We start from the raw sequence: 22,324 nt of genomic DNA, 5'->3' as shown, positions 1-22,324 counted from the left end.
GGCGCTTCGCTTGCCCGGCCTACGGTTTAATCGTTCTGCGCAGTTTGTTCACCCGTCGCCGCCATCTGTGCGGCTTTTTGCTTTTTATAGCTCAGTGCCGCCGCCGGAACCGGCATCACCTTGCCCGTTTCTATCCAGGTACGTAAACGGCTGGCATCGGCAAAATGGGTGTATTTACCAAACGCATCCATCACCACCAGCGCCACCGGTTTGTTGTTGATGACCGTGCGCATCACCAGACAGTGACCCGCCGCGTTGGTAAAGCCGGTTTTGGTGAGCTGGATATTCCAGTTATCGCGATACACCAGATGGTTGGTGTTGCGGAACGGCAGCGTATAGGCCGGGTTGGCAAAGGTGGCCATGTCTTCACGCGTGGTACTTAACTGACCAATCAGCGGATACTGTTTGCTGGCAATCAGTAATTTAGTGAGGTCACGGGCGGTCGACACGTTATGAATGGATAACCCTGTCGGTTCCACAAAGCGGGTCTTAGTCATCCCCAGTGATTTCGCTTTGGCATTCATCGCTTTGATAAACGCGTTATAACCGCCAGGATAATGATGCGCCAGGCTTGCCGCCGCACGGTTTTCCGATGACATCAGCGCCAGCAGCAGCATGTCTTTGCGGCTGATTTCACTGTTCAGCCGTACACGAGAATAGATGCCTTTCATTTCTGGCGTCTGGCTGATGTCTACTTTCAGCTTTTCGTTCAGCGGCAGTCGTGCATCCAGCACCACCATCGCCGTCATTAATTTGGTGATCGACGCAATCGGACGCACAAGGTCCGGATGGTTCGAATAGATGACCTTATTGGTATTCAAATCAACAATCATCGCACTACCAGACGCAATCTCGGGTTGAGAGGCCGCTGCGGTAGCCGCCGTTTTCGCCACGGCTTGGGGTGCAAAAGGAACTGCCAGCACCAGGGCAAGGCTTAATAATGAAACTCGAAATTTAAGCATGATGAGATTTCTGATAATGGTTCACGCACGTCACAACGCACACCGCCCGAGATAGAGAATAATCTCAAGCTAGCGCAGGCATCATAACCACCCGGCAGCATTGCCGCCACCGGAGAATCATCTCGAAATGCTGCGTTGCTGGCTTTTACACCAGCAACGCAGGGTAGACAGGTTGTTAGCTTAGAACAATCGGTATCCGTACCCCCACAGGATAACCGTAATCGCCAGCAGAACTTCGAGCACCAGGACGCCAATTGCCAGCGTTGAGCTGGAAAAGTTGAGTCCTTCCTCTCTGCTGATATTCAGGAATGTCGGGATGCCGAGATACAGCAAATAACCGGTGTAAAACAGCGCGATTGTTCCGACTAAGGCACACAGCCAGACCAGCGGATACAGCGCCACCAACCCACTTAAAAACAGCGGTGTGGCGATATAGCCGGCAAAGACCATGCAATGTGCCAGCGACGGACGCTGCGGATAGTTACGTGCCATCCACCAGATAAACCTGCCCATCACGGCCACGCCGGCCAGCATCACACCGTAAAACAGAATTGCCATCGCAAATCCGGTCAACAGGGATAACTGCAATACGTTGCCGTCGCCAAAACTCCAGCCAATTTGCGTGGTGCCAATAAATGCGCAAATGACCGGGATGGCCGCCATCAGCAGAACATGGTGGGTATAGTGATGCGAAACACTTTCGTTTTCGCTGTTGATCACGTGCATTTCACGATCGGGATGGGAAAATAGCCCCCAGACATGGTTCATACCGCCCCCTTCTTGTCAGCTCCAGACCTCAACACTTCAAGTATAATTCAGCTTTTGATTATTTTATGTACACGGTAAAAATACCGATGCGCTGGGTGACGGCTTTTCCGGCATCAACAATTCATCAGGTGTATGCTAATGGTTGTGGAGGTCATACAGACGTATGGATATAAACAATCTTATTGCCCAGTACGGCTATGCGGCGCTCATCATTGGCAGCCTGGCCGAAGGCGAAACCATTACCCTGTTGGGCGGCGTGGCAGCGCATCAGGGATTACTCAAATTTCCGCTGGTTGTTGTCTCTGTCGCGCTGGGGGGAATGATTGGCGATCAGTTGCTGTATCTGCTTGGTCGTCGTTACGGCGGCAACATTCTCCGTCGCTTCTCGCGTCATCGGGCAAAAATTCAGTATGCACAGAAAATGATCCAGCGGCGCCCATACCTGTTCGTGGTCGGGACACGTTTTATGTATGGCTTTCGGGTCATTGGCCCCTTGCTGATTGGTGCCAGTCACCTGCCGCCGAAAATCTTTTTACCGCTGAATATTCTCGGCGCACTGGTCTGGGCATTGCTGTTTACTACCCTTGGTTATGTGGGTGGAGAAGTGGTCGCGCCGTGGCTGCACAGCCTCGACCAGCATATCAAGCATGGGGTATGGCTGATTCTGGTTGTTGGGCTGGTGGTGGCGGTCCGCTGGTGGATGAAACGGCGCAATAAACAAAAAACCGACCCGACAGCCTGAATCTGCCGGGCCAGACTCTCAGGATGCGTGGTATCCGCCACCCAGGGCGCTGGTGAGCTGAATAGACGCATCCAGCCACTGACCTTGTAGTATCAGGCCGTTACACTGTTCACGCAGTGCCGGAATTTTTGCCTCACTGACGCGGGAGCCGGCGATAATCCCGGCGTTGAACCGCGCCTGCGCAAGCCCCACTACCCGCTGCGCGTCATGTTCGATCTGCAGCTGATGCTGATTCTTCTGCGCCAGCGTATCCACCTGCGTTGCCGCACGCGCGACATCATTCACCGCATCAACCACCGCTTTATTGTAATTGGCCACGGTCAGGTTACTTTGCGCTTTGGTGATGTCGAGATTCGCATTCAACCTGCCGCTGTCGAAGATCGGGAGCGTTAATCCGGCGGTGACCCCCATTTGTTGGGCAGAATGGCGGAACAGATCGCTCAGATGTAAAGCATCCTGCTGCAGGAAGGCCATCAGGTTAACGTCGGGATAAAATGCCGCTTTTGCCGCATCAATACTGCTCAGAGAAGATTCAATGTACCAGTGAGCCGCCTGCAGGTCCGGTCGGCGGGCCAGCAAGGAATAACCTAACTGGGACGGCAAATGGCTTTCGACGACCGGCATCGTGGTGGCATGCAGCTTCAGCGAGGTGGACTGCGTGTTGGTCAGCGCGCTCAACCGCGCCTCGATGACCTTCATTTTCCCGTTGACGTCGTTGAGTTGCTGCTCCGTTTTACCGGAATCAATATCGGTTTCAACGCCTTCTACCGAGGAGGTCAACCCGTTTTGGTACAGCTCGCGATCGACGGTAATCACATTTTGCTGCTCGGTTTCGATTTGCGTCAGCACGGTCTTCAGCGCCGCCTGCGTCTGCCATTCCCAGTATAAGCGGGAGACACCGCTCGCCAAAAGCTGTCGGGTTTGCTCGCGCTCAGCTTCACGCGCTTTGACTGCACCAATGCGTGCTGTTACCTCCGCCCGATTCTTACCCCACAGATCCAGGTTCCAGCCAGCGGTTAATCCCATGGTGCCATTGGTGTACCACGGCCCGGTGGTGCCCGCCGCCGGGTCGGTGAGGGCAAACGGTCCCATCAAGCCTTCTGCCGACATTTTCTGGCGCTCGACGTCTGCCGAGAAATCAATCTGCGGACCATCCTGCGCCTCAACGGCCTTCGCCTGCGCCTCTGCCAGTTGGATACGCTGCTCTGCCACCTGCATATCAGGCGAATTCTTTAATGTACTGTCAATCAACGCATTCAACTGGGGATCGTGATATGCCTTCCACCATTGGCTATCCGGCCAACCATTTTTTAATGCCGCGGGTAACGCAGAATCCACATTTTCAGCGGGCGTCTGCTGTGAGAGCGACTGGCGGGTATCGTGCATTGGGGCACAACCGGGCAGCAGAATAAAAAGCGGCAAGCATGCCGCTGCAAGAAGCACAGAATTACGATTCATGGGGATATACTGGTAAGAAATGATGTGCAAAGAGTACGACTTGTCGCAGATGCTTTTTTAGTTACGCGTGGCAATACATCTTTGGACATCAAAATATATAATTAGAAAAATATATTCCCGTTTAATAATACGGATAAAATAATTCTAATAATTTATGAATGGAGGCACGATGTCACAAAATATCTATGATGATCCGCACTTCTTTGCCGGATATGCCACGCTGGACCGCTCCGTAAAAGGACTCGACGGCGCGCCCGAATGGCCAGCATTACAGGCCATGCTCCCTCCGTTACAAGGTCAGCGCATTCTCGATCTAGGCTGCGGATACGGCTGGTTTTGCCGCTACGCACGCGATAACCACGCGGCAAGCGTCGTGGGCTTAGATATTTCAGAGAAAATGTTAACCCAGGCTCGCAACATGACCACCGGAGAGGGTATTTCGTACCAGCGCGAAGATCTTGACGCGCTGACGTTGGCCGCGGATTCCTTTGAGCTGGTTTATAGCTCGCTCGCCTTGCATTATTTGCAGGATATAGAGCGATTATTGGTAACCATTTACCAGGCGTTAACACCAGGCGGAATGTTGGTCTTTTCGGCAGAACATCCGATTTATACTGCGCCCCTCACCCAGGGTTGGATAAAAGACAAAACCGGGCAACTCTCCTGGCCGGTGAATCACTATCAACAGGAAGGTGAACGCATCAGCAACTGGTTTGCTGAAGGGGTAAAAAAACAACACCGCAAGCTGGCAACCTGGATCAACGCGCTGATTGGCGCCGGGTTTGAGATTGTCTGTATTGATGAGTGGGGACCGTCTGCTGAACAGATTGCCGCCAACCCCGCGCTGGATGAAGAGAAAGAGCGCCCGATGGTGTTTCTGCTCAGCGCACGTAAGCCGGCATAACTGTGCCTGCAGGCAGAGTTTTCAATAGTTTCCTATACTAAATTTGAACTTACCAAAAAGGGAAGGCTAATGAAAATTCTGCTGTGGGCTATTTTAATTATTTTTCTGATTGGACTGTTGGTGGTGACTGGCGTGTTTAAGATGATTTTCTGACATCAATGCCGGATGGCGGCGTAAACGCCGTCTCCGGCCAGTAATATAATGACCGGTTAAATCTCAATGGCCTGAATCGCCCGCGCGATATCCGGTGAATTATTGAGAGCGCGAATCTCCTGAAACAGCGTCGTCGCTTCGGCATATTCTTTGCGTAAATATCCCAGCCACTGCTTAATACGCGCCACATGATATAGCCCGGTATCACCCTGTTTTTCCAGACGGGTATATTTTTTCAGTAATGTCACCACGTCGGGCCACGGCATCCGCGGTTCGTTATATTTCACCACCCGACTCAGGTTCGGGATATTTAGCGCCCCGCGTCCGATCATCACCGCATCACATCCGGTGACCGCCATACAATTTTGCGCGCTCTGCCAGTCCCAGATTTCACCGTTAGCGATAACCGGAATCGTAAGACGCTGGCGGATCTCACCGATAGCCTGCCAGTTGATATGCTCCGCTTTATACCCTTGCTCTTTGGTGCGGCCATGAACCGCCAGTTCGCTGGCACCCGCCTGCTGAACGGCATCGGCGATTTCAAACTGCCGGTCGCTGCTGTCCCAGCCCAGGCGCACTTTCACCGTTACCGGCAAATGACCCGGCACCGCCTCGCGCATCGCCTTCGCGCCCTGATAGATAAGTTCAGGATCTTTCAATAGCGTTGCGCCGCCACCGCTGCCGTTAACCAGTTTTGACGGGCAGCCACAGTTCAGATCGACACCGTACGACCCCAACTCAACCGCGCGGGCCGCGTTCTCTGCCAGCCATTGTGGATGCTGCCCCAGCAGTTGGATGCGCACCTGCGTGCCGGATGGGGTACGGCTGTTGTTATGCAGCTCCGGGCAGATCCGATGAAATACTTTTGCTGGCAGGAGCTGATCCACCACGCGCACAAATTCGGTGATGCACAGATCATAATCATTAACTTCAGTCAGCAGCTCGCGCACCAGTGAGTCGAGCACGCCTTCCATCGGCGCCAGTAAAACACGCATATTGTTACCTGCAAAAAAGAGAGGCGCTATGGTAGCGTCTCCGTACAAGAGATCAAAGCACTGTCAGCAGCACACAGGCATCGCCCTGTCGATTGGGGCTATTGCCTGATGTTCCAGTTATCTATTTCCACTATGCTTAGAATTCATGATGTGATCGGTAGCACGTTTTTAAGTTTAATTGTATGATGAATAGGTCTCGTCAAGGGTTTCTACTATGAGCAAGTCACTGAACATTATCTGGCAATATTTACGCGCGTTTATCCTGATTTATGCCTGCCTGTATGCGGGTATTTTTCTTGCCTCACTGCTGCCTATCACCATCCCGGGTAGCATTATTGGCATGCTGATTCTGTTTGTTCTGCTGGCATTACAGATACTGCCAGCGAAATGGGTTAACCCCGGTTGCTACGTCCTGATTCGTTACATGGCGCTGCTGTTTGTCCCGATTGGCGTCGGGATCATGCAGTACTTTGACTTGCTGCGCGCGCAGTTTGGACCGGTCGTAGTGTCCTGCACCATCAGTACGCTGGTCGTTTTCCTGGTGGTGAGTTGGAGCTCACACCTTGTGCACGGTGAACGCAAAATCGTTGGACAAAAAGGGTCAAAAGAATGATGGCGTATATCTGGTGGTCGTTACCCCTCACGCTGGCGGTATTTTTTGGCGCACGTAAGTTGGCAATGCGGATCAAAATGCCGCTGCTGAACCCGCTGCTGGTTGCCATGGTGGTGATTATTCCTTTTCTGATCCTGACCGGCATTCCCTACGATCACTATTTCAAAGGTAGCGAAGTGCTGAACGATTTACTGCAACCTGCCGTGGTCGCGTTGGCATACCCGCTGTATGAACAGCTGCACCAAATCCGCGCCCGCTGGAAATCCATTATTGCCATCTGCTTTGCCGGTAGCATTGTGGCGATGGTCACCGGGACCACTATTGCGTTACTGATGGGGGCATCGCCAGAAATTGCCGCATCTATAATGCCTAAATCGGTCACCACGCCGATCGCCATGGCGGTGGGGGGTAGCATCGGCGGTATTCCTGCTATCAGCGCCGTCTGCGTCATCTTTGTCGGGATCCTGGGTGCCGTGTTTGGCCACACACTGTTAAATGCGATGCGCATTCGCACCAAGGCAGCGCGTGGACTGGCAATGGGGACCGCGTCACACGCCCTGGGTACGGCACGCTGCGCGGAGCTTGATTACCAGGAAGGTGCGTTCAGTTCCCTGGCACTGGTTATTTGCGGGATCATCACCTCGCTGGTGGCCCCCTTTCTGTTCCCGGTGATTCTGGCTGTAGTCGGTTAGCGCCATTTTTAGTTCATTTATTTGCGATGCGTTGCACATTTTTCATTTAAGTTTCATGAGTTGCATACACAGTGAGATTTGGATCACATATAAAGCCGTAACAGGCCCGTAAACTACGATTCCATTACATTGTTATGAGGCATCGCCATGCATCCACGTTTTCAAACTGCTTTCGCCCAACTCGCGGGTAACGTGCAATCAGCCCTGGCCCCCCTTCTGGCGGATGTCCATTTCCCCGCCATGTTGACTGCGGAGCAGGTCTCTTTGCTGAAACGCGAATCGGGACTGGACGAAGACGCGCTGGCATTCGCTCTGCTGCCGCTGGCTGCCGCCTGCGCACGTACCGATCTGTCCCATTTTAACGTTGGTGCCATTGCGCGCGGCGTCAGTGGCAACTGGTATTTTGGTAGCAATATGGAATTCCTCGGCGCGACGATGCAGCAAACCGTTCATGCCGAGCAAAGCGCCATCAGTCACGCCTGGCTGCGCGGAGAAAAGGGACTTGCCGCCATTACCGTCAACTACACACCCTGCGGCCACTGCCGTCAGTTTATGAACGAGCTGAACAGCGGGCTGGATTTACGCATTCATTTGCCGGGTCGTGAGCCGCACGCGCTGCGTGACTACCTGCCGGATGCTTTTGGTCCGAAAGATCTCGACATCAAAACATTGCTGATGGATGAGCAGGATCACGGCTTTGCGCTGCAAGGTGACGCGCTGACGCAGGCGGCGATCGCCGCAGCCAACCGCTGCCATATGCCGTACAGCAACGCCCCAAGCGGTGTGGCACTGGAATGCAAAGACGGTCAAATCTTCAGCGGTAGCTACGCTGAAAACGCCGCCTTTAACCCCACTCTGCCTCCGCTGCAGGGTGCATTAAACCTGTTGAATCTGAACGGCTACGATTATCCGGATATTCAACGCGCCGTACTGGCAGAAAAAGCCGATGCGCCGTTGATCCAGTGGGATGCCACTGCCGCTACCCTGAAAGCTCTGGGCTGCAACCACATCGAGCGCGTTTTGCTAGCGTAAAAAGGTCGTCATGTTGCCCGGATAAGCCAACGCCGCCATCAGGCATTATCGCCATAGCCTGATGGCAACGCGTTAGCGTCTTATCTGACCTACATGCTCTAAACAGTATTGCTGAAAATCCCCTCAATCAGACTGCTGTTTCTTGCGCTACGCCGTCGAGTACAGTAGCCTGATTAACATTCCATCCCATTGCCGAGTTATCTACATGTTAAAGCGCGTGTTTTACAGCTTGTTAGTCCTGATAGGCTTACTGCTGTTGACGGCGCTTGGCCTCGACCGATGGATGAGCTGGAAGACGGCACCCTATATCTACGACGAATTGCAGGATTTACCCTACCGTCAGGTCGGCGTGGTATTAGGCACCGCGAAATACTATCGCACCGGCGTGATTAACCAGTATTACCGCTACCGCATTCAGGGCGCATTAAACGCGTATAACAGCGGTAAGGTGAATTATCTGCTGCTCAGCGGCGACAATGCCCAGCAAAACTACAACGAACCGATGACGATGCGTAAAGATCTGATTGCCGCTGGCGTCGATCCTGCCGACATCGTGCTTGATTACGCCGGTTTCCGTACACTTGACTCCATTGTGCGCACCCGCAAAGTATTTGATACCAACGATTTCATCATTATCACTCAGCGATTCCACTGCGAGCGCGCGTTGTTTATTGCGCTGCATATGGGCATTCAAGCCCAGTGCTACGCGGTACCGTCACCAAAAGATATGCTGACCGTACGCGTACGCGAATTTGGCGCACGTTTTGGCGCCCTGGCCGATCTCTATCTTTTTAAACGTGAGCCGCGTTTTTTAGGTCCGCTGGTGCCCATCCCGGCCCTGCACCAGGTTCCGGATGATGCGCAGGGCTACCCGGCGGTCACGCCTGAACAATTGTTAGAATTACAAAAGAAACAAGGAAAATAAGCATGGATGTGCAAACCCTCTTCGTCGTTTTAGCCTTTCTGTTAATCCCTGTATTTTGTTTTCGTGAAGCCTGGAAGGGCTGGCGTACAGGTGCGGTGGATAAAATAAAGAAGAACGCCCGTGAACCCGTTTATGCCTATCGTCATCAAGAACCGCTGCAATTCTGGTCATACGTTCTTGTTTACGCCGGATGCGGATGTTTATCTTTTGGCATGGTGATTTATTTAATCTTTTATCGATAAAATCCAGTTATTAATATTAGCGCTTGAGAATAGCTAATATTATGATAATAATTCCTATTTTAACATAAGGGATTAATGCTGCTTATCGGCATTTCCCTCACACCATCGTTTATTTGTGAAACCTTTCACAGAATACTCTTCCTGCAATGCTTAGCCTTAAGAAAGGCTTTTTTATTTTTATATTTTGTTATTAACAGTTCGCCTTAATTTACTCAAGCATTAAGGAAGAAAAGATGCCACAACAAAATTATTTGGATGAACTAACGCCCGCTTTCACCCCCTTATTAGCAATAAAAGAGGCCTCGCGTTGTTTATTATGTCACGATGCCCCCTGTAGTCAGGATTGTCCGGCACAAACTGACCCAGGGAAATTTATCCGCTCCATCTATTTTCGCAATTTTAAGGGTGCAGCCGAAACTATTCGCGAAAATAATGCGCTCGGCGCCATTTGTGCCCGGGTATGCCCCACCGAAAAATTATGCCAGCGTGGATGTACGCGCTCAGGAATAGATAAACCGATCGATATTGCACGCCTGCAACGTTTTATTACCGATTTTGAACAGCAGACGGCGATGAAAATTTATCAACCGGCAACCAAAACACGAGGCAAAGTCGCCATTATCGGCGCAGGACCAGCTGGGTTGCAGGCCAGCGTGACGTTGAGTAACCTGGGTTATGACGTAACGATCTACGAAAAGCAGGCTCAGCCGGGTGGCTGGCTACGCTTTGGCATTCCTGAGTTTCGCCTGCCTCAATCCGTGTTGGATCTTGAGATTGCCCGTATCGTTGAAATGGGCGTCACCATCAAGTGCGATTGCGAAGTCGGCAACACGATCGCCGTCGAACAACTCAAAGCTGAAAATCGCGCCGTGCTGGTGACTGTTGGGATGTCTTATGGTTCCACCCTGCCATTGTTTGACGAGGCGGATAACGTTGAGATCGCCGTCGATTTCTTGCAACGCGCGCGACAGGCGCAAGGTGATATCACCTTACCGCAGAGTGCGTTAATTATCGGCGGGGGCGATGTCGCCATGGATGTCGCCAGCACGCTGAAACTTCTCGGCTGCCCGTCAGTTACCTGTGTCGCTCGTGAAGAATTAGCTGAATTTCCCGCCAGTGACAAAGAGTTTACCAGCACGCAGGCATTAGGCGTGTCGATCATCGACGGTTTTACGCCGGTAGCGGTTGCCGGAAATAAAGTCACCTTTAAACACGTGCGTCTGCCAGGGGAACTCTCTCTTGAAGCCGAGCATATTATTCTCGCCGTCGGCCAACACGCGCAGTTGGATGCATTTCACGCGTTAACAGCGCAACGTAATCTTATTGAAACCCATAATTATCAAACCGCCGATCCGGTTATTTTCGCCGCTGGCGATATTGTCAAAGGAGATAAAACCGTGGTGTCTGCCGTGAAAACCGGTAAAGAAGCCGCTCAGGCAATTCATCACTATTTAGAGGGGGCTTGCTCATGTTAACGAAAGATCTTTCTATTACCTTTTGCGGCGTAAAATTCCCCAACCCGTTTTGCCTCTCTTCTTCTCCGGTAGGCAACTGCTTTGAGATGTGCGCCAAAGCCTATGACACCGGCTGGGGCGGCATTGTGTTTAAAACAATTGGTTTTTTTATTGCCAACGAAGTCTCCCCACGATTTGACCATCTGACAAAAGAAGATACCGGCTTTATTGGCTTCAAGAATATGGAGCAGATTGCCGAACATCCGCTGGAAGAGAACCTGGCCGCCATTCGTAAACTGAAACAACATTACCCTGATAAGGTGCTGATTGCGTCAATCATGGGCGAAAATGAGCAGCAATGGCAGGAGCTGGCACGACTGGTTGAAGAAGCCGGTGCGGATATGATTGAGTGCAACTTCTCGTGTCCGCAGATGACTTCACATGCGATGGGCAGCGATGTCGGGCAAAGCCCGGAGTTGGTTGAGAAATACTGTCGGGCAGTTAAACGCGGTTCCTCCCTGCCGATGTTAGCCAAAATGACGCCAAATATCGGTGATATGTGCGAAGTCGCTCTGGCGGCTAAACACGGAGGCGCTGACGGTATCGCGACCATTAACACCGTAAAATCCATCACCAATATCGACCTGAAGCGGAAGATCGGCATGCCGGTGGTCAACGGGAAATCCAGTATTTCTGGCTATTCCGGTAAGGCGGTAAAGCCCATCGCACTGCGTTTTATCCAACAACTACGTTCACACCCAGAACTGCATGATTTCCCAATTAGCGGCATTGGCGGTATTGAAACCTGGGAAGATGCCGCCGAATTCTTGCTGTTAGGCGCAGCCACGCTGCAGGTCACCACCGGGATCATGCAGTACGGCTACCGTATTGTGGAAGATATGACCAGCGGACTGTCGCACTATCTTGCCGATCAGGGGGTTAACTCACTGGAAGAGATGGTCGGTCTTGCCAATGCCAATATTATTCCGGCTGAAGATCTTGACCGTAGTTACATCGTCTACCCCCATATCAACCTCGAAAAATGCGTCGGCTGCGGACGCTGCTATATCTCCTGCTATGACGGAGGACATCAGGCGATGGAGTGGGATGAGCAGACCCGTACACCGCACTGCGACACGGAAAAATGCGTCGGCTGCTTGCTGTGTGGTCACGTTTGTCCGGTCGCCTGCATCGATTTAGGCGAGGTCAAATTCAAAACAGGTGAGAAAGCACATGCGGTAACGCTGTAACACAAGTAACAAAAAGCCCGGTGCAGTCATTTCTCTGCCCCGGGCTTTTTGTTGTCTATCGTTACTTCTTACGCGCGTATTTCAGTGAGTCCAGCGCCACGGCGAAGATAATAATGCCGCCTTTAATGATGTACTGCCAGTAAGGGTTCACGCCGATGTAGGTCAGGCCATAGTTGATGACGGTGAAGATTATCACACCGGTCACTACACCAAAAACGGTACCGACCCCGCCACTGAACGACACGCCGCCCACGACACAGGCCGCAATGGCATCAAGCTCATACATAAAGCCGAGGTTGTTGGTTGCCGAGCCGATACGCCCTGCTTCCAGCAAACCACCGAAGGCATAGAACACCCCGGACAGCGCATAGATAATCAGCAGGTTCAGCGCAACGTTAACACCCGACACTTTCGCCGCTTCCGGGTTACCGCCAATGGCAAAAATGTTTTTACCGAAGCGGGTCTTATTCCACAGTACCCAAACAAAGGCCACCGCAATCAGCGCATAGAAGGTGATGTAGGAGAGTCGGAAACTGCCCAGCGCAATAAAGCCCTGCGCAAAGGTGGAGAACCCGCTGTCAAAGCCAGAAATAGGCGATGCCCCAACGAAATCGTAATACAGTGAGTTGATCCCGTACACGATGATCATCGTACCAAGGGTAGTGATAAACGGCGTCACGTTCAGGTAAGCAATGATGATACCGTTCACCAGGCCGATAATGGCGCCGATGGCACAAACAATCAGTACCACCACGATGATCGGCATGGTGGCCATTTCCGGGAACACCTTGTTGGCGTTCTCCATAGATTGCAGCAACGTTGCGGCAACCACCGCCGCCAGGCCAACCTGACGCCCGGCTGACAGGTCAGTACCCTGGGTAACAATCAGTCCGGCTACGCCCAGCGCGATAATAATACGCACCGAGGATTGGGTCAGAATGTTACTCAAGTTCAGTAAACTTAAGAATGTGGGGTCCTGGAAAATAATAATGGCCAGCAGAACTAAAAGAACAACGTAAATTCCGCCTTCTTTCAGGTAAGTAAGAAAACTTTTCTTATTTAACGCACTCATGAGGAGCCCCTAATCTTAAAGGTGCAAAGACGCAAGACGGAGGATTTCGTTTTGCGTTGTTGTTTTCGTGTCAACAATTCCAGCCACGAGACCATTGCTCATAACCAGAATACGATCGGTAATACCCAGCAGTTCCGGCATTTCAGAGGAGATGATAATAATCCCCTTCTCCTTTTTCGCCAGTTCTGCAATTAACTGATAAATTTCAAATTTTGCACCAACGTCGATTCCTCGCGTGGGTTCATCCAGCATCAGTATCTCTGGCTGCGTTAACAACCAACGACCAATAACCACCTTTTGCTGGTTACCACCGGACAGGGAACCAATTTGCGTACGATGGCCAGGTGTTTTTACCCTCATTGAGTCAATAACCCATTGGGTATCGCTCTTCATGCGGGAATTATCCAACAGACCCACTTTATTTTTATAGTTCTGAATATTGGAGATTAACGAGTTAAATCCAATATCCAGATAGGCATAAATACCGGTTGAACGGCGCTCTTCCGTGACCAGCGCAAAACCATGGTTAATGGCTTCATTGGCGCTGTGGTTATTAATTTTTTTGCCGTGGAGCGTAATCGTACCCGATGATTTTTCACGAATACCAAAAAGGGTTTCAACGATATCCGTGCGTTTTGCGCCGACTAAACCGGCAATACCGAGGATTTCCCCTTTATGCAGATCAAAAGAGATATCACGAATTGACGGTTGACGTAACGACGTCAGATTGCGTACTTCAAGAATCACTTCACCAGGCGTGTTCTCTTTGTCCGGGAAACGTTGGTTCAGCGAACGTCCCACCATCATGGCGATGATCTTATCCATATCCAGCCCTTCAAGCGGCTGGGTGGCAATCCACTGGCCATCACGCAGGACGGTGATTTCATCGCACAACTGGAAGATTTCTTCCATCTTGTGAGAAATATATACGATACCGCAGCCACGTTCTTTCAGCTTACGGATGATGGTGAACAGATGATTAACCTCTTTTTCGGTTAACGATGAGGTCGGTTCATCCATGATGACGATTTTGGCGTCATACGAAAATGCTTTGGCAATTTCTATCATCTGCATTTGTGAAACCGATAACGTACCGACACGCGCACGCGGATCGATATCAATATCCAGCTCATCAAATATCGCTTTGGTATCACGGTACATTTTATCCTGGTCGACAAACATCCCTTTGGTGGGATAACGCCCCAGCCACATGTTGTCCATCACAGAACGTTGTAAAACCAGGTTTAATTCCTGGTGTACCATTGAAATACCGTTTTCAAGCGCTTCTTTAGCAGAATGAAAATCGATTTCTTTACCCTGAAATAAAATACTGCCGGAATCTTTTTGATAGATCCCAAAAAGACATTTTAATAATGTCGACTTTCCAGCACCATTCTCGCCCATCAAGGCATGAATAGAATGTGGGCGGACTTTTAAATTAACATTATCAAGAGCCTTAACGCCCGGAAAGGACTTGTTGATGCCGCTCATTTCCAACAAGTATTCGCCTGACGACTGAGTATTAGTGCTGACCATAATTATACCTTGTTGGCCTTGCAAAGCGTGTTATTAAGGGCGCAACCAAATTGCGCCCACAGACGGAGTATTTATTTGTTAGTGAACTCTGCCAGATTATCTTTATCGACGCCGACGTAAGGAATACGAACGATTTTATTCTCGATTTTCCAGGTCGTGCCATCCGCTGCGCCTTTGCCGGCTGCCAGGTTTTTCGCCAGATCGAAAGTCGCTTTCGCCTGGTTGTTAGCATCGTTCAGCACGGTACCGGCCATTGCGCCAGATTTAACCAGTGCCAGTGCTTCTGGCAATGCATCCACGCCAAATACCGGTACGCTGGTTTTGTTGTGTGCTTTCAGCGCTTCTATCGCACCCATTGCCATAGCGTCGTTGTTCGCGATAACGACTTCAATTTTGTTAGCATTTGGACCGGACATCCACGCATCAACTTTATCTTTCGCCTGAGCGGTATCCCACATAGCGGTATCTAACTGCAACTGCTCAGTTTTAATGCCCTTGTCGTTCAGCTCTTTAATCACGTAGGTGGTACGTGCTTCAGCATCCGGGTGTCCCGGCTCGCCTTTCAGCAGAACAAACTGAATTTTACCGTCTTTGTTCAGGTCCCAGTTCGGGTTTGCCGCCCAGTGCTTAGCAATCAAATCGCCCTGAATGATGCCGGATTCTTTGGAGTCAGTACCGACGTAGAAGGCTTTGTCATAGCTGTCCAGCGCTTTACGAGAAGGCTCTTTGTTGAAGAACACGATAGGAACGTTCTGACCGCGTGCTTTCTCAATGACCGTGCCCGCTGCTGCCGGGTCAACTAGGTTGATCGCCAGAGCTTTCACGCCTTTTGCCAGCAACACATCAATCTGATCGTTTTGTTTAGACTGATCGTTCTGGGAGTCATTCATCAGCAGCTGTACATCTGGCGCCGTTTTGGCATCTTTTTCGATTGCTTTACGTACCACAGACATAAAGTTATCGTCATACTTATAAATCGTCACACCAATACGGGTATCAGCAGCGTGCGCAGCCGCACCGAATAACATGCTTGCCATTACAGCAGACAGGGTCAACACCTTCTTATTCATGGTATCTCCGGTTTTATTATGCAGGGTAGTACTTGAGATAAATGCTCGGCGGGACAGAACGTTACTAAACTGTTACTGAACGCCGAAGCTCACTTTTAAAAATATTTCTTCCGTGTCTGGCAACGCTCCAAAAACAGGCTTTAATTGTTGTTTAAGACGCCCACACCTCGATGAAAGTGATTATTCACCGTTACATAGTAGTTACAGCGCAACAAACAGTGTCATCATAGCTATCGCATTGTTAAGATACTGTGAATTTACTCACAGATTGAAAGCGGTTACATCAGGTGACATTATCAGTTAGTGATCGGTGCCGCATTCTGTCGCAACGCCACAGAATGACGTCGCACCAGTGTCGGCATAAAACAGTGCGTTGCCGCCGGATCCAGCGTACCCGCCGCCCCTTGTAGCGCAAGCTCTGTCGCCATTTTCGCCATTGACGCAATGGGGTAGCGCACGGTGGTCAGTTGAGGGTCAGTGTAACGGGCAATCGGGATATCATCGAAACCAATGATAGACAGGTGTAATGGAATGGCGATGCCGTTGTCTTTTAACGCCGTCAGCGCTCCGGCAGCCATGTTGTCGTTGTAGGCAAAAACCGCCGTCAGCTGCAAATTGCGCCCCAACAACTCCACCATGGCTGATTCGCCCCCCGGCATATCCGGTGAACCGGTACCTACCCAGCTTTCCGCCGGCGTAATACCGTGTTCCTGCAACGCGCTCATCCAGCCCTCTTTGCGCATCGCATCATCTTCAATTCGGTGGCTTGACGCCAGGTAGCCAATACGTTGATGACCGTTATTGAGCAGCATGCGGGTGGCCATTTTAGCTCCGCTGATATTGTCCAGGCAGACACAGCGATGGGCGTAACCCGGCACAATGCGATTGATGAGCACCATGCCCGGGATGTGTTCCATAAACTCGCCTAGCTCGCGATCGCTCAGCGCTTTTGAGTGGACAATCAAGGCATTACAACGTTGGCGGATCAGGACTTCGATGGCATGACGTTCCTTTTCAGCTTCATGATAACTGTTGCCAATCAGCACATATTTCTGGTGCTGCTGAGCCACCAGATCCACGGCTTTCACCAATGCACCAAAAAACGAATCTGATACATCCATCACCACGACCCCAATGGTGTCGCTCACCTGCGTCGCCAGCGCTTGCGCATTGGCATTGGGTCGATAGCCTAACTGTGTCACAGCCTTCATTACCGCTTCACGGGTGTCAGGACTCACCAACGCACTGTTATTCAGTACGCGGGAAACCGTCGCTACAGAAACGCCAGACTGCCGTGCCACATCACGTATGGTTACCATATTCACTGCCCTGTTTAAGATTGCGGTTGCCCACGGACACCCCAGGCTGTGTATTTTGTCAGCACAAGGTACAGGACTGCGTGAGTCATGTCACAGGAATGAAAACGGTTACATCCATTTTGTTAATGAATGTGATCCAGATCGTTATCTGGATGTTCGCGGCAATGATGTCCCTGAAGCACGCAGGGTTAATTGACGCCATAGCCACTCCACCGGGCCCTGCCGGTAAAAATGCAGCCAAATGACGGAGAAAAGCAGGTTAACAGCCCAGACGGGAATAACGAAAAACAGCAGCGTCAGCCGGTCGAATTGCATAAACAAACCGAACTGATAAAACACCGTGGTGCAGATAAGCGTCTGCAGCAGATAATTAGTCAGTGCCATGCGTCCTACGCAGGCAATAGCGATAACAATCTTAACGCGATTCAGTTGCGGCCAGAAACCAAACAACAATGCAGCGTAGCCGATGGTCTGAAACGGCGCGCTCAGTTCACGCGGGGCTTGTAGCAGGAAAGCACACCAGCGGTACGCCCAGTCGAGATGCCACTGCAGCATAATCGCAGGCAGATTGATTGCCATACCGGTCACCACCAACAGCATGCCTGAACGTCGATAATGCGACAAACTGTACTGCCCTTTCAGCCAGCCATTGCGCATTAATGCGGCACCCAACAGCATCATCCCCGCCAGTTGCCAACCGTACTGCGCCCCCAGCGCCAGCAGGCTGTTTGACAGCATATCCACGCGGTTACTCACCGCTTCCATGCCGCCATTAATCTTCCAGTACTTTTCATACAGCAACGCGGAGGCATCCGGTGTCCAGGCGCGACTGGTTTCCCCCCCAGAAATCGAACCCAGCAGCAGCAGTACGCCGATCCCCACCAGATACAGCAGAGCACCGGTGTTAAACAGGCTTTTTACCGATGGGGCATCACGAATCAGCCGCCAGCCGATCAGGCCGATTAAGCCATACGCCAGCAGGATATCGCCATCCCAGAATAGTAAGCCGTGAATAAACCCCAGTAAGACCAGCAGCGTGAGTCGCGACTGAATCCAGCGTTTTCCGCGTGGCAGCAGCATTTGCAGGCCCGCGCCGAAGAGCAGAGCGAACAGCGTGAGGAATTTCACCTGCGCGAAGAGATCGAGCACCGCCCAGGTCCAGGCATCCGATAAAGTAATGCTGCCAGACCAGGCCGGGTTGAGATATGCCGCCTTTGGCAAACCAAAGGCGCTGATATTGAGAAGCAGGATCCCGAGGATGGCAACGCCACGAATAAAATCCAGCGTGACATTACGCTCCATGGTCCTGCCCTTGTCAGTTGTGGTGACGTACAGCGCGCAGGAATTCCTGACGCGTATTCTGGCTGGATTTAAATAATCCGCCCAGTGAGGTGGTCGTAGTGGCGCTGGTCGCATCGCGAATACCGCGCGCTTTCACACAGTAATGCACCGCATCAATCGACACCGCCACATTATTGGTTCCCAGCAGGGTTTGCAGTGCAGTCAGGATTTGTTGGGTCAGACGCTCCTGCACCTGCGGACGCTGGGCAAAGAATTGCACTATACGGTTAATCTTCGACAAACCAATCACGGATTCTTTCGGGATATACGCCACCGTCGCTTTGCCATCGATAGTGACAAAGTGATGTTCGCAGGTGCTGGTCAGCGTGATATCACGAACGGTGACCATTTCATCAACCTTCATTTTGTTTTCAATGACGGTGATTTTGGGAAAATTGGCGTAATCGAGACCGGAAAAAATCTCATCGACATACATTTTTGCGATGCGATGCGGCGTTTCCATCAGGCTGTCATCGCTCAAATCGAGATTGAGCAATTGCATAATCTCGGTCATATGGCCGGAGATAAGACGTTTGCGCGTTTCGTTATCCATCTCTTGCACGGGCGGGCGCAGCGGTGTTTCGAGACCACGCGCAACCAGCGCTTCATGAACCAGGGCCGCTTCTTTACTGAGTGATGACATTTATTCTTCTCCTGCAGGTGTGGCGCCTCTGCCCTGCGTGGGGCAAAGTTTTTAGGCTGTGTCACAGCCAGAACATTGTGCGTGAGGCTGCGCACATAATCCAGTATTCACCGCGATAATTATTGAAATTGGCACCGCCTTTCAGCGTGTGGCTTTCATGCACCGCTCGATCGGGTCGATACGGAGTGTTAACGCGAGGTTATATAGATGATGATGTATGTTTGCCCATTGCGGAAGTGAAAGTTACTCACGGCATCATGAATTATCTGTATTATGGTGAATTCGCAAACATATTCAGATTCAACACAACAAGGAGCCGTGCATGGAAATGCTCGAAGAGCACCGCTGTTTTGAAGGCTGGCAGCAACGCTGGCGTCATGATTCCGCCACCTTAAATTGCACCATGACCTTCAGCATTTTTCTCCCACCACCGCGCGAAAATACGCCGCCTCCGGTACTGTACTGGCTGTCGGGCCTGACCTGTAATGATGAAAACTTTACCACCAAAGCGGGTGCGCAGCGCATTGCAGCTGAGTTGGGTATCGTACTGGTGATGCCGGATACCAGCCCACGCGGTGAACACGTTGCGAACGATGACGGGTACGATTTAGGCCAGGGCGCCGGCTTTTATCTCAATGCTACCCAGGCTCCCTGGGCCACGCATTTCCGCATGTATGATTATTTGCGGGATGAGCTGCCGCAGCTTATTCAAGCGCATTTTAACGTCAGCGAGCGCTGCGCCATCAGCGGACACTCGATGGGCGGTCACGGCGCACTGATTATGGCGCTGAAAAATCCCGGCAGATACACCAGCGTTTCCGCCTTTGCACCGATTGTTAACCCCTGTCGCGTGCCGTGGGGCGTGAAGGCGTTTAGCGCCTATCTGGGCGAGGATAAATCGACCTGGGCCGAATGGGACAGCTGCGCGTTAATGTTAGCCAGTAAACCGGAAGAGGCAATTCCAACGCTTATCGATCAGGGTGATAGCGATCAGTTCCTTGCCGATCAGCTCCAGCCCGCCGTACTGGCGGAGGTAGCCCGTCAGACCGCGTGGCCGATGACGTTACGTATCCAGCCAGGCTTTGATCACAGCTATTACTTTATTGCGTCGTTCATTGAAGATCACCTGCGCTTCCACGCGCAGTATCTGCTGAAGTAACCCCCCGAGGGCGCAAGCCCTCTTTGTTTCTCCATCATTCCTTCACTTTTTCTCCATTTTTATTTAACAGCTATCTCTTTGATTTTATAAACACTTCCCATAATACCACATCAAACACAAATGATTTCTATTATCATTTGTGTTTACAAAAATTCATACTTTTGTACAATCCCTCCGTTTCTTTACTGAAAAGAGTCCTTAAAAGACAAATGCATACAATTGTCATGGCCTTTCACATGACACGCAGTTAGATTCATTTAAATGGAATGATACAAATGACTATACCTCACGTTAAGGCCGTTGCTGCCGCAGTATGCGTCGCCAGCCTCCCATCACTCGTCTATGCCGCTGACCAGGATACCGTAGTGGTCACCGCGACCGGTTTCGAGCAAAAGATTCAGGATGCCCCCGCCTCTATTTCTGTGATCACCAAGCAGCAAATTGAGGATAAAGCCTACCGCGATGTCACCGATGCGCTCAAAGACGTGCCTGGCGTCGTCGTCACGGGTGGCGGTAGCAGCAGTGATATCAGCATCCGCGGGATGGCCTCGCAGTACACGCTCTTCCTGGTCAACGGTAAGCGGATCAGCACACGCGGCACGCGACCGAACAGCGATAACTCCGGCATTGAACAAGGCTGGCTGCCGCCGCTGGAATCCATTGAACGCATCGAAGTGATCCGTGGCCCCATGTCATCGCTGTACGGCTCCGATGCAATGGGCGGGGTGATTAACGTGATCACCAAAAAGGTATCGAATACCAAAGGCTGGAGTGGTTCTCTACATGGTGACGCCACCTTCCAGGAAGACCGTGACTCCGGCGATATTTACCAGACTAACGCCTATGCGTCCGGGCCGCTGATTGACGGATTACTCGGCGCAAAAGTCACCGGGTTATTCTCTCACCGTGCCGAAGATGAAATCGTCAATGGTTATAACGAACAGCGTATGCGTAATGGGGGATTAACCCTGAACCTTACGCCGGATGATAAAAACGACATTGACTTCGATTACGCCCGTGAACTGCAGGATCGCGACAGTACGCCAGGTAAATCCACAGCAGAAGAAAGCTGTCGCAACGGAAGCTGTAAGCCAAACAGCAAAAGCGAAAACAAGTATGTGCACACGACCTATTCATTAACCCACAGCGGTTACTACGACGACTTCAACACCACCAGCTATATTCAGCAGGAAGAGACCGATAACCCGGGTCGTCAGATGAAGTCCTATAACACTATTTTTAACAATCAGAACCAGATTTTCCTCGGGGCACATACCCTGACGGCAGGCGGGCAGTACCGTTATGAAAAACTGCGCGATAACGGTAACCAGCTGGAAGCGGCAGACGGTCTGAACAAGCTGACCCGCTGGAGTTGGGCGCTGTTTGCTGAAGATGAATGGGCCGTAACCGATACCTTCACTCTGACCGGCGGCCTGCGTATGGATAAAGATGAAAACTACGGTGATAACTGGACACCACGCGGCTACGGCGTATGGCATCTCAGCGATCAATGGACCCTGAAAGGCGGCGTGTCTGCAGGTTACCGCGCGCCGGATCTGCGCCAGTCGTCAGCAAGCTGGGGACAGGTGACTGGCGGTGGTCGTCTGAACGGCATCATTGTGGGCAACCCGGATCTGAAACCGGAAAAGAGCCTGAGCGAAGAAATCGGCCTGCTGTGGGATAACGGCAACGACCTCAACGCGGGCGTGACGCTGTTCAACACCGACTTCAAAGACAAGATCACCGAAGTTCGCCGCTGTAACAGCAGCGCCGATCCGGCCTGTACCATCGGCGGAACCCACTATGATTTTGTCAGCGATCGCGTTAACGTCGATGAAGCCAATATGCGCGGCGTAGAATCCACCTTCGGCTGGAAAATCACCTCCGATCTCAACTGGACGGCAAACTACACGTTCACCGAATCTGAACAGAAAAGCGGTCAGTTCTCCGGTCAGCCGTTAAACAAAATGCCGAAGCATATGTTTAACACCACG

22 protein-coding genes are annotated in these 22,324 nt (G+C 51.5%); 12 read left to right on the top strand and 10 right to left on the bottom strand.

Annotated features, from left to right (window positions below):
- Positions 1 to 26 precede the first annotated feature (26 nt).
- The gene (pbpG, locus tag FDW95_RS08025) at positions 27 to 962 is read right to left on the bottom strand and encodes a D-alanyl-D-alanine endopeptidase (RefSeq protein WP_115258039.1); all 936 of its coding nucleotides are present in this window, start codon (positions 960 to 962) and stop codon (positions 27 to 29) included.
- Positions 963 to 1,142: 180 nt separating this feature from the next.
- On the bottom strand, positions 1,143 to 1,730 hold the full coding sequence (locus tag FDW95_RS08020) for a Yip1 family protein (RefSeq protein ID WP_115258038.1): 588 nt from the start codon (positions 1,728 to 1,730) through the stop codon (positions 1,143 to 1,145).
- Between the two features lie 163 nt (positions 1,731 to 1,893).
- Between FDW95_RS08020 and FDW95_RS08015 the strand changes: the two genes are divergently transcribed.
- A complete protein-coding gene (locus FDW95_RS08015) occupies positions 1,894 to 2,472 on the top strand; it encodes a DedA family protein (protein ID WP_115258037.1) in 579 nt (192 codons plus the stop codon).
- An 18-nt stretch (positions 2,473 to 2,490) separates the two neighbouring features.
- On the opposite strand, the gene mdtQ is transcribed toward FDW95_RS08015, so the two are convergent.
- Positions 2,491 to 3,930, bottom strand: coding sequence for a multidrug resistance outer membrane protein MdtQ (gene mdtQ / locus FDW95_RS08010; protein WP_115258036.1), 1,440 nt, complete (start codon positions 3,928 to 3,930; stop codon positions 2,491 to 2,493).
- Between the two features lie 169 nt (positions 3,931 to 4,099).
- Between mdtQ and FDW95_RS08005 the strand changes: the two genes are divergently transcribed.
- Both FDW95_RS08005 and yohP read left to right on the top strand, forming a co-directional pair.
- Positions 4,100 to 4,834, top strand: coding sequence for a class I SAM-dependent methyltransferase (locus FDW95_RS08005; protein ID WP_115258035.1), 735 nt, complete (start codon positions 4,100 to 4,102; stop codon positions 4,832 to 4,834).
- A 69-nt stretch (positions 4,835 to 4,903) separates the two neighbouring features.
- Positions 4,904 to 4,987: a small membrane protein YohP gene (gene yohP / locus FDW95_RS24150; protein ID WP_000698460.1), complete on the top strand. Its 84-nt coding sequence runs from the start codon at positions 4,904 to 4,906 to the stop codon at positions 4,985 to 4,987.
- Positions 4,988 to 5,043: 56 nt separating this feature from the next.
- On the opposite strand, the gene dusC is transcribed toward yohP, so the two are convergent.
- Entirely contained in the window at positions 5,044 to 5,982 is a 939-nt protein-coding gene (dusC, locus tag FDW95_RS07995; protein ID WP_115258034.1) for a tRNA dihydrouridine(16) synthase DusC, read from the bottom strand.
- Between the two features lie 214 nt (positions 5,983 to 6,196).
- Here dusC and FDW95_RS07990 point away from each other — a divergent pair, with 214 nt between their 5' ends.
- From FDW95_RS07990 to preA, 7 genes are all read left to right on the top strand, one after another.
- Complete coding sequence (locus FDW95_RS07990) at positions 6,197 to 6,595, top strand: CidA/LrgA family protein (RefSeq protein ID WP_096756494.1); 399 nt, start codon at positions 6,197 to 6,199, stop codon at positions 6,593 to 6,595.
- A complete protein-coding gene (locus FDW95_RS07985) occupies positions 6,592 to 7,287 on the top strand; it encodes a CidB/LrgB family autolysis modulator (RefSeq protein ID WP_096756493.1) in 696 nt (231 codons plus the stop codon). Before FDW95_RS07990 ends, FDW95_RS07985 begins: the two co-directional genes overlap by 4 nt.
- 147 nt (positions 7,288 to 7,434) lie before the next feature.
- On the top strand, positions 7,435 to 8,319 hold the full coding sequence (gene cdd / locus FDW95_RS07980; RefSeq protein ID WP_137363465.1) for a cytidine deaminase: 885 nt from the start codon (positions 7,435 to 7,437) through the stop codon (positions 8,317 to 8,319).
- 205 nt (positions 8,320 to 8,524) lie between these two features.
- Positions 8,525 to 9,244, top strand: coding sequence for an outer membrane permeability protein SanA (sanA, locus tag FDW95_RS07975; RefSeq protein ID WP_115258033.1), 720 nt, complete (start codon positions 8,525 to 8,527; stop codon positions 9,242 to 9,244).
- Positions 9,245 to 9,246: 2 nt separating this feature from the next.
- Positions 9,247 to 9,486, top strand: a complete 240-nt coding sequence (locus tag FDW95_RS07970) for a DUF2542 family protein (RefSeq protein WP_096756490.1) — start codon at positions 9,247 to 9,249, stop codon at positions 9,484 to 9,486.
- A 233-nt stretch (positions 9,487 to 9,719) separates the two neighbouring features.
- A complete protein-coding gene (locus tag FDW95_RS07965) occupies positions 9,720 to 10,961 on the top strand; it encodes an NAD(P)-dependent oxidoreductase (RefSeq protein ID WP_115258032.1) in 1,242 nt (413 codons plus the stop codon).
- Complete coding sequence (gene preA / locus FDW95_RS07960; protein ID WP_115258031.1) at positions 10,955 to 12,190, top strand: NAD-dependent dihydropyrimidine dehydrogenase subunit PreA; 1,236 nt, start codon at positions 10,955 to 10,957, stop codon at positions 12,188 to 12,190. The genes FDW95_RS07965 and preA overlap by 7 nt, the downstream gene beginning before the upstream one ends.
- Before the next feature lie 61 nt (positions 12,191 to 12,251).
- On the opposite strand, the gene mglC is transcribed toward preA, so the two are convergent.
- The 6 genes from mglC to folE all read right to left on the bottom strand — a co-directional run bounded on the left by mglC (position 12,252) and on the right by folE (position 19,171).
- Positions 12,252 to 13,262 carry a galactose/methyl galactoside ABC transporter permease MglC gene (mglC, locus tag FDW95_RS07955; protein WP_115258030.1) on the bottom strand — a complete coding sequence of 337 codons (1,011 nt, stop codon included), beginning with the start codon at positions 13,260 to 13,262 and terminating at the stop codon, positions 12,252 to 12,254.
- A gap of 15 nt (positions 13,263 to 13,277) precedes the next feature.
- On the bottom strand, positions 13,278 to 14,798 hold the full coding sequence (mglA, locus tag FDW95_RS07950; protein ID WP_096756486.1) for a galactose/methyl galactoside ABC transporter ATP-binding protein MglA: 1,521 nt from the start codon (positions 14,796 to 14,798) through the stop codon (positions 13,278 to 13,280).
- Between the two features lie 71 nt (positions 14,799 to 14,869).
- Positions 14,870 to 15,868, bottom strand: a complete 999-nt coding sequence (gene mglB, locus FDW95_RS07945) for a galactose/glucose ABC transporter substrate-binding protein MglB (protein WP_096756485.1) — start codon at positions 15,866 to 15,868, stop codon at positions 14,870 to 14,872.
- A gap of 296 nt (positions 15,869 to 16,164) precedes the next feature.
- A complete protein-coding gene (gene galS, locus FDW95_RS07940) occupies positions 16,165 to 17,187 on the bottom strand; it encodes an HTH-type transcriptional regulator GalS (RefSeq protein WP_096756484.1) in 1,023 nt (340 codons plus the stop codon).
- Between the two features lie 144 nt (positions 17,188 to 17,331).
- On the bottom strand, positions 17,332 to 18,489 hold the full coding sequence (yeiB, locus tag FDW95_RS07935; RefSeq protein ID WP_115258029.1) for a DUF418 domain-containing protein YeiB: 1,158 nt from the start codon (positions 18,487 to 18,489) through the stop codon (positions 17,332 to 17,334).
- Between the two features lie 13 nt (positions 18,490 to 18,502).
- The gene (gene folE / locus FDW95_RS07930; protein WP_096756482.1) at positions 18,503 to 19,171 is read right to left on the bottom strand and encodes a GTP cyclohydrolase I FolE; all 669 of its coding nucleotides are present in this window, start codon (positions 19,169 to 19,171) and stop codon (positions 18,503 to 18,505) included.
- A 322-nt stretch (positions 19,172 to 19,493) separates the two neighbouring features.
- Between folE and fghA the strand changes: the two genes are divergently transcribed.
- Together fghA and FDW95_RS07920 are read left to right on the top strand one after the other, a co-directional pair.
- Positions 19,494 to 20,330 carry an S-formylglutathione hydrolase gene (fghA, locus tag FDW95_RS07925; protein WP_115258027.1) on the top strand — a complete coding sequence of 279 codons (837 nt, stop codon included), beginning with the start codon at positions 19,494 to 19,496 and terminating at the stop codon, positions 20,328 to 20,330.
- Positions 20,331 to 20,605: 275 nt separating this feature from the next.
- Positions 20,606 to 22,324, top strand: a 1,719-nt coding sequence (locus FDW95_RS07920) for a ligand-gated channel protein (protein WP_249358968.1), incomplete at its 3' end; no start/stop codon positions are given.

Origin of the sequence: Citrobacter sp. wls718 (genome assembly GCF_005280945.1) — a bacterium.
In the GTDB taxonomy this organism is placed as follows: Bacteria; Pseudomonadota; Gammaproteobacteria; order Enterobacterales; family Enterobacteriaceae; genus Citrobacter; species Citrobacter gillenii.
The sequence above is the reverse complement of the archived record's forward strand: the minus strand, read 5'-3'. Positions and strand labels throughout refer to the sequence as shown.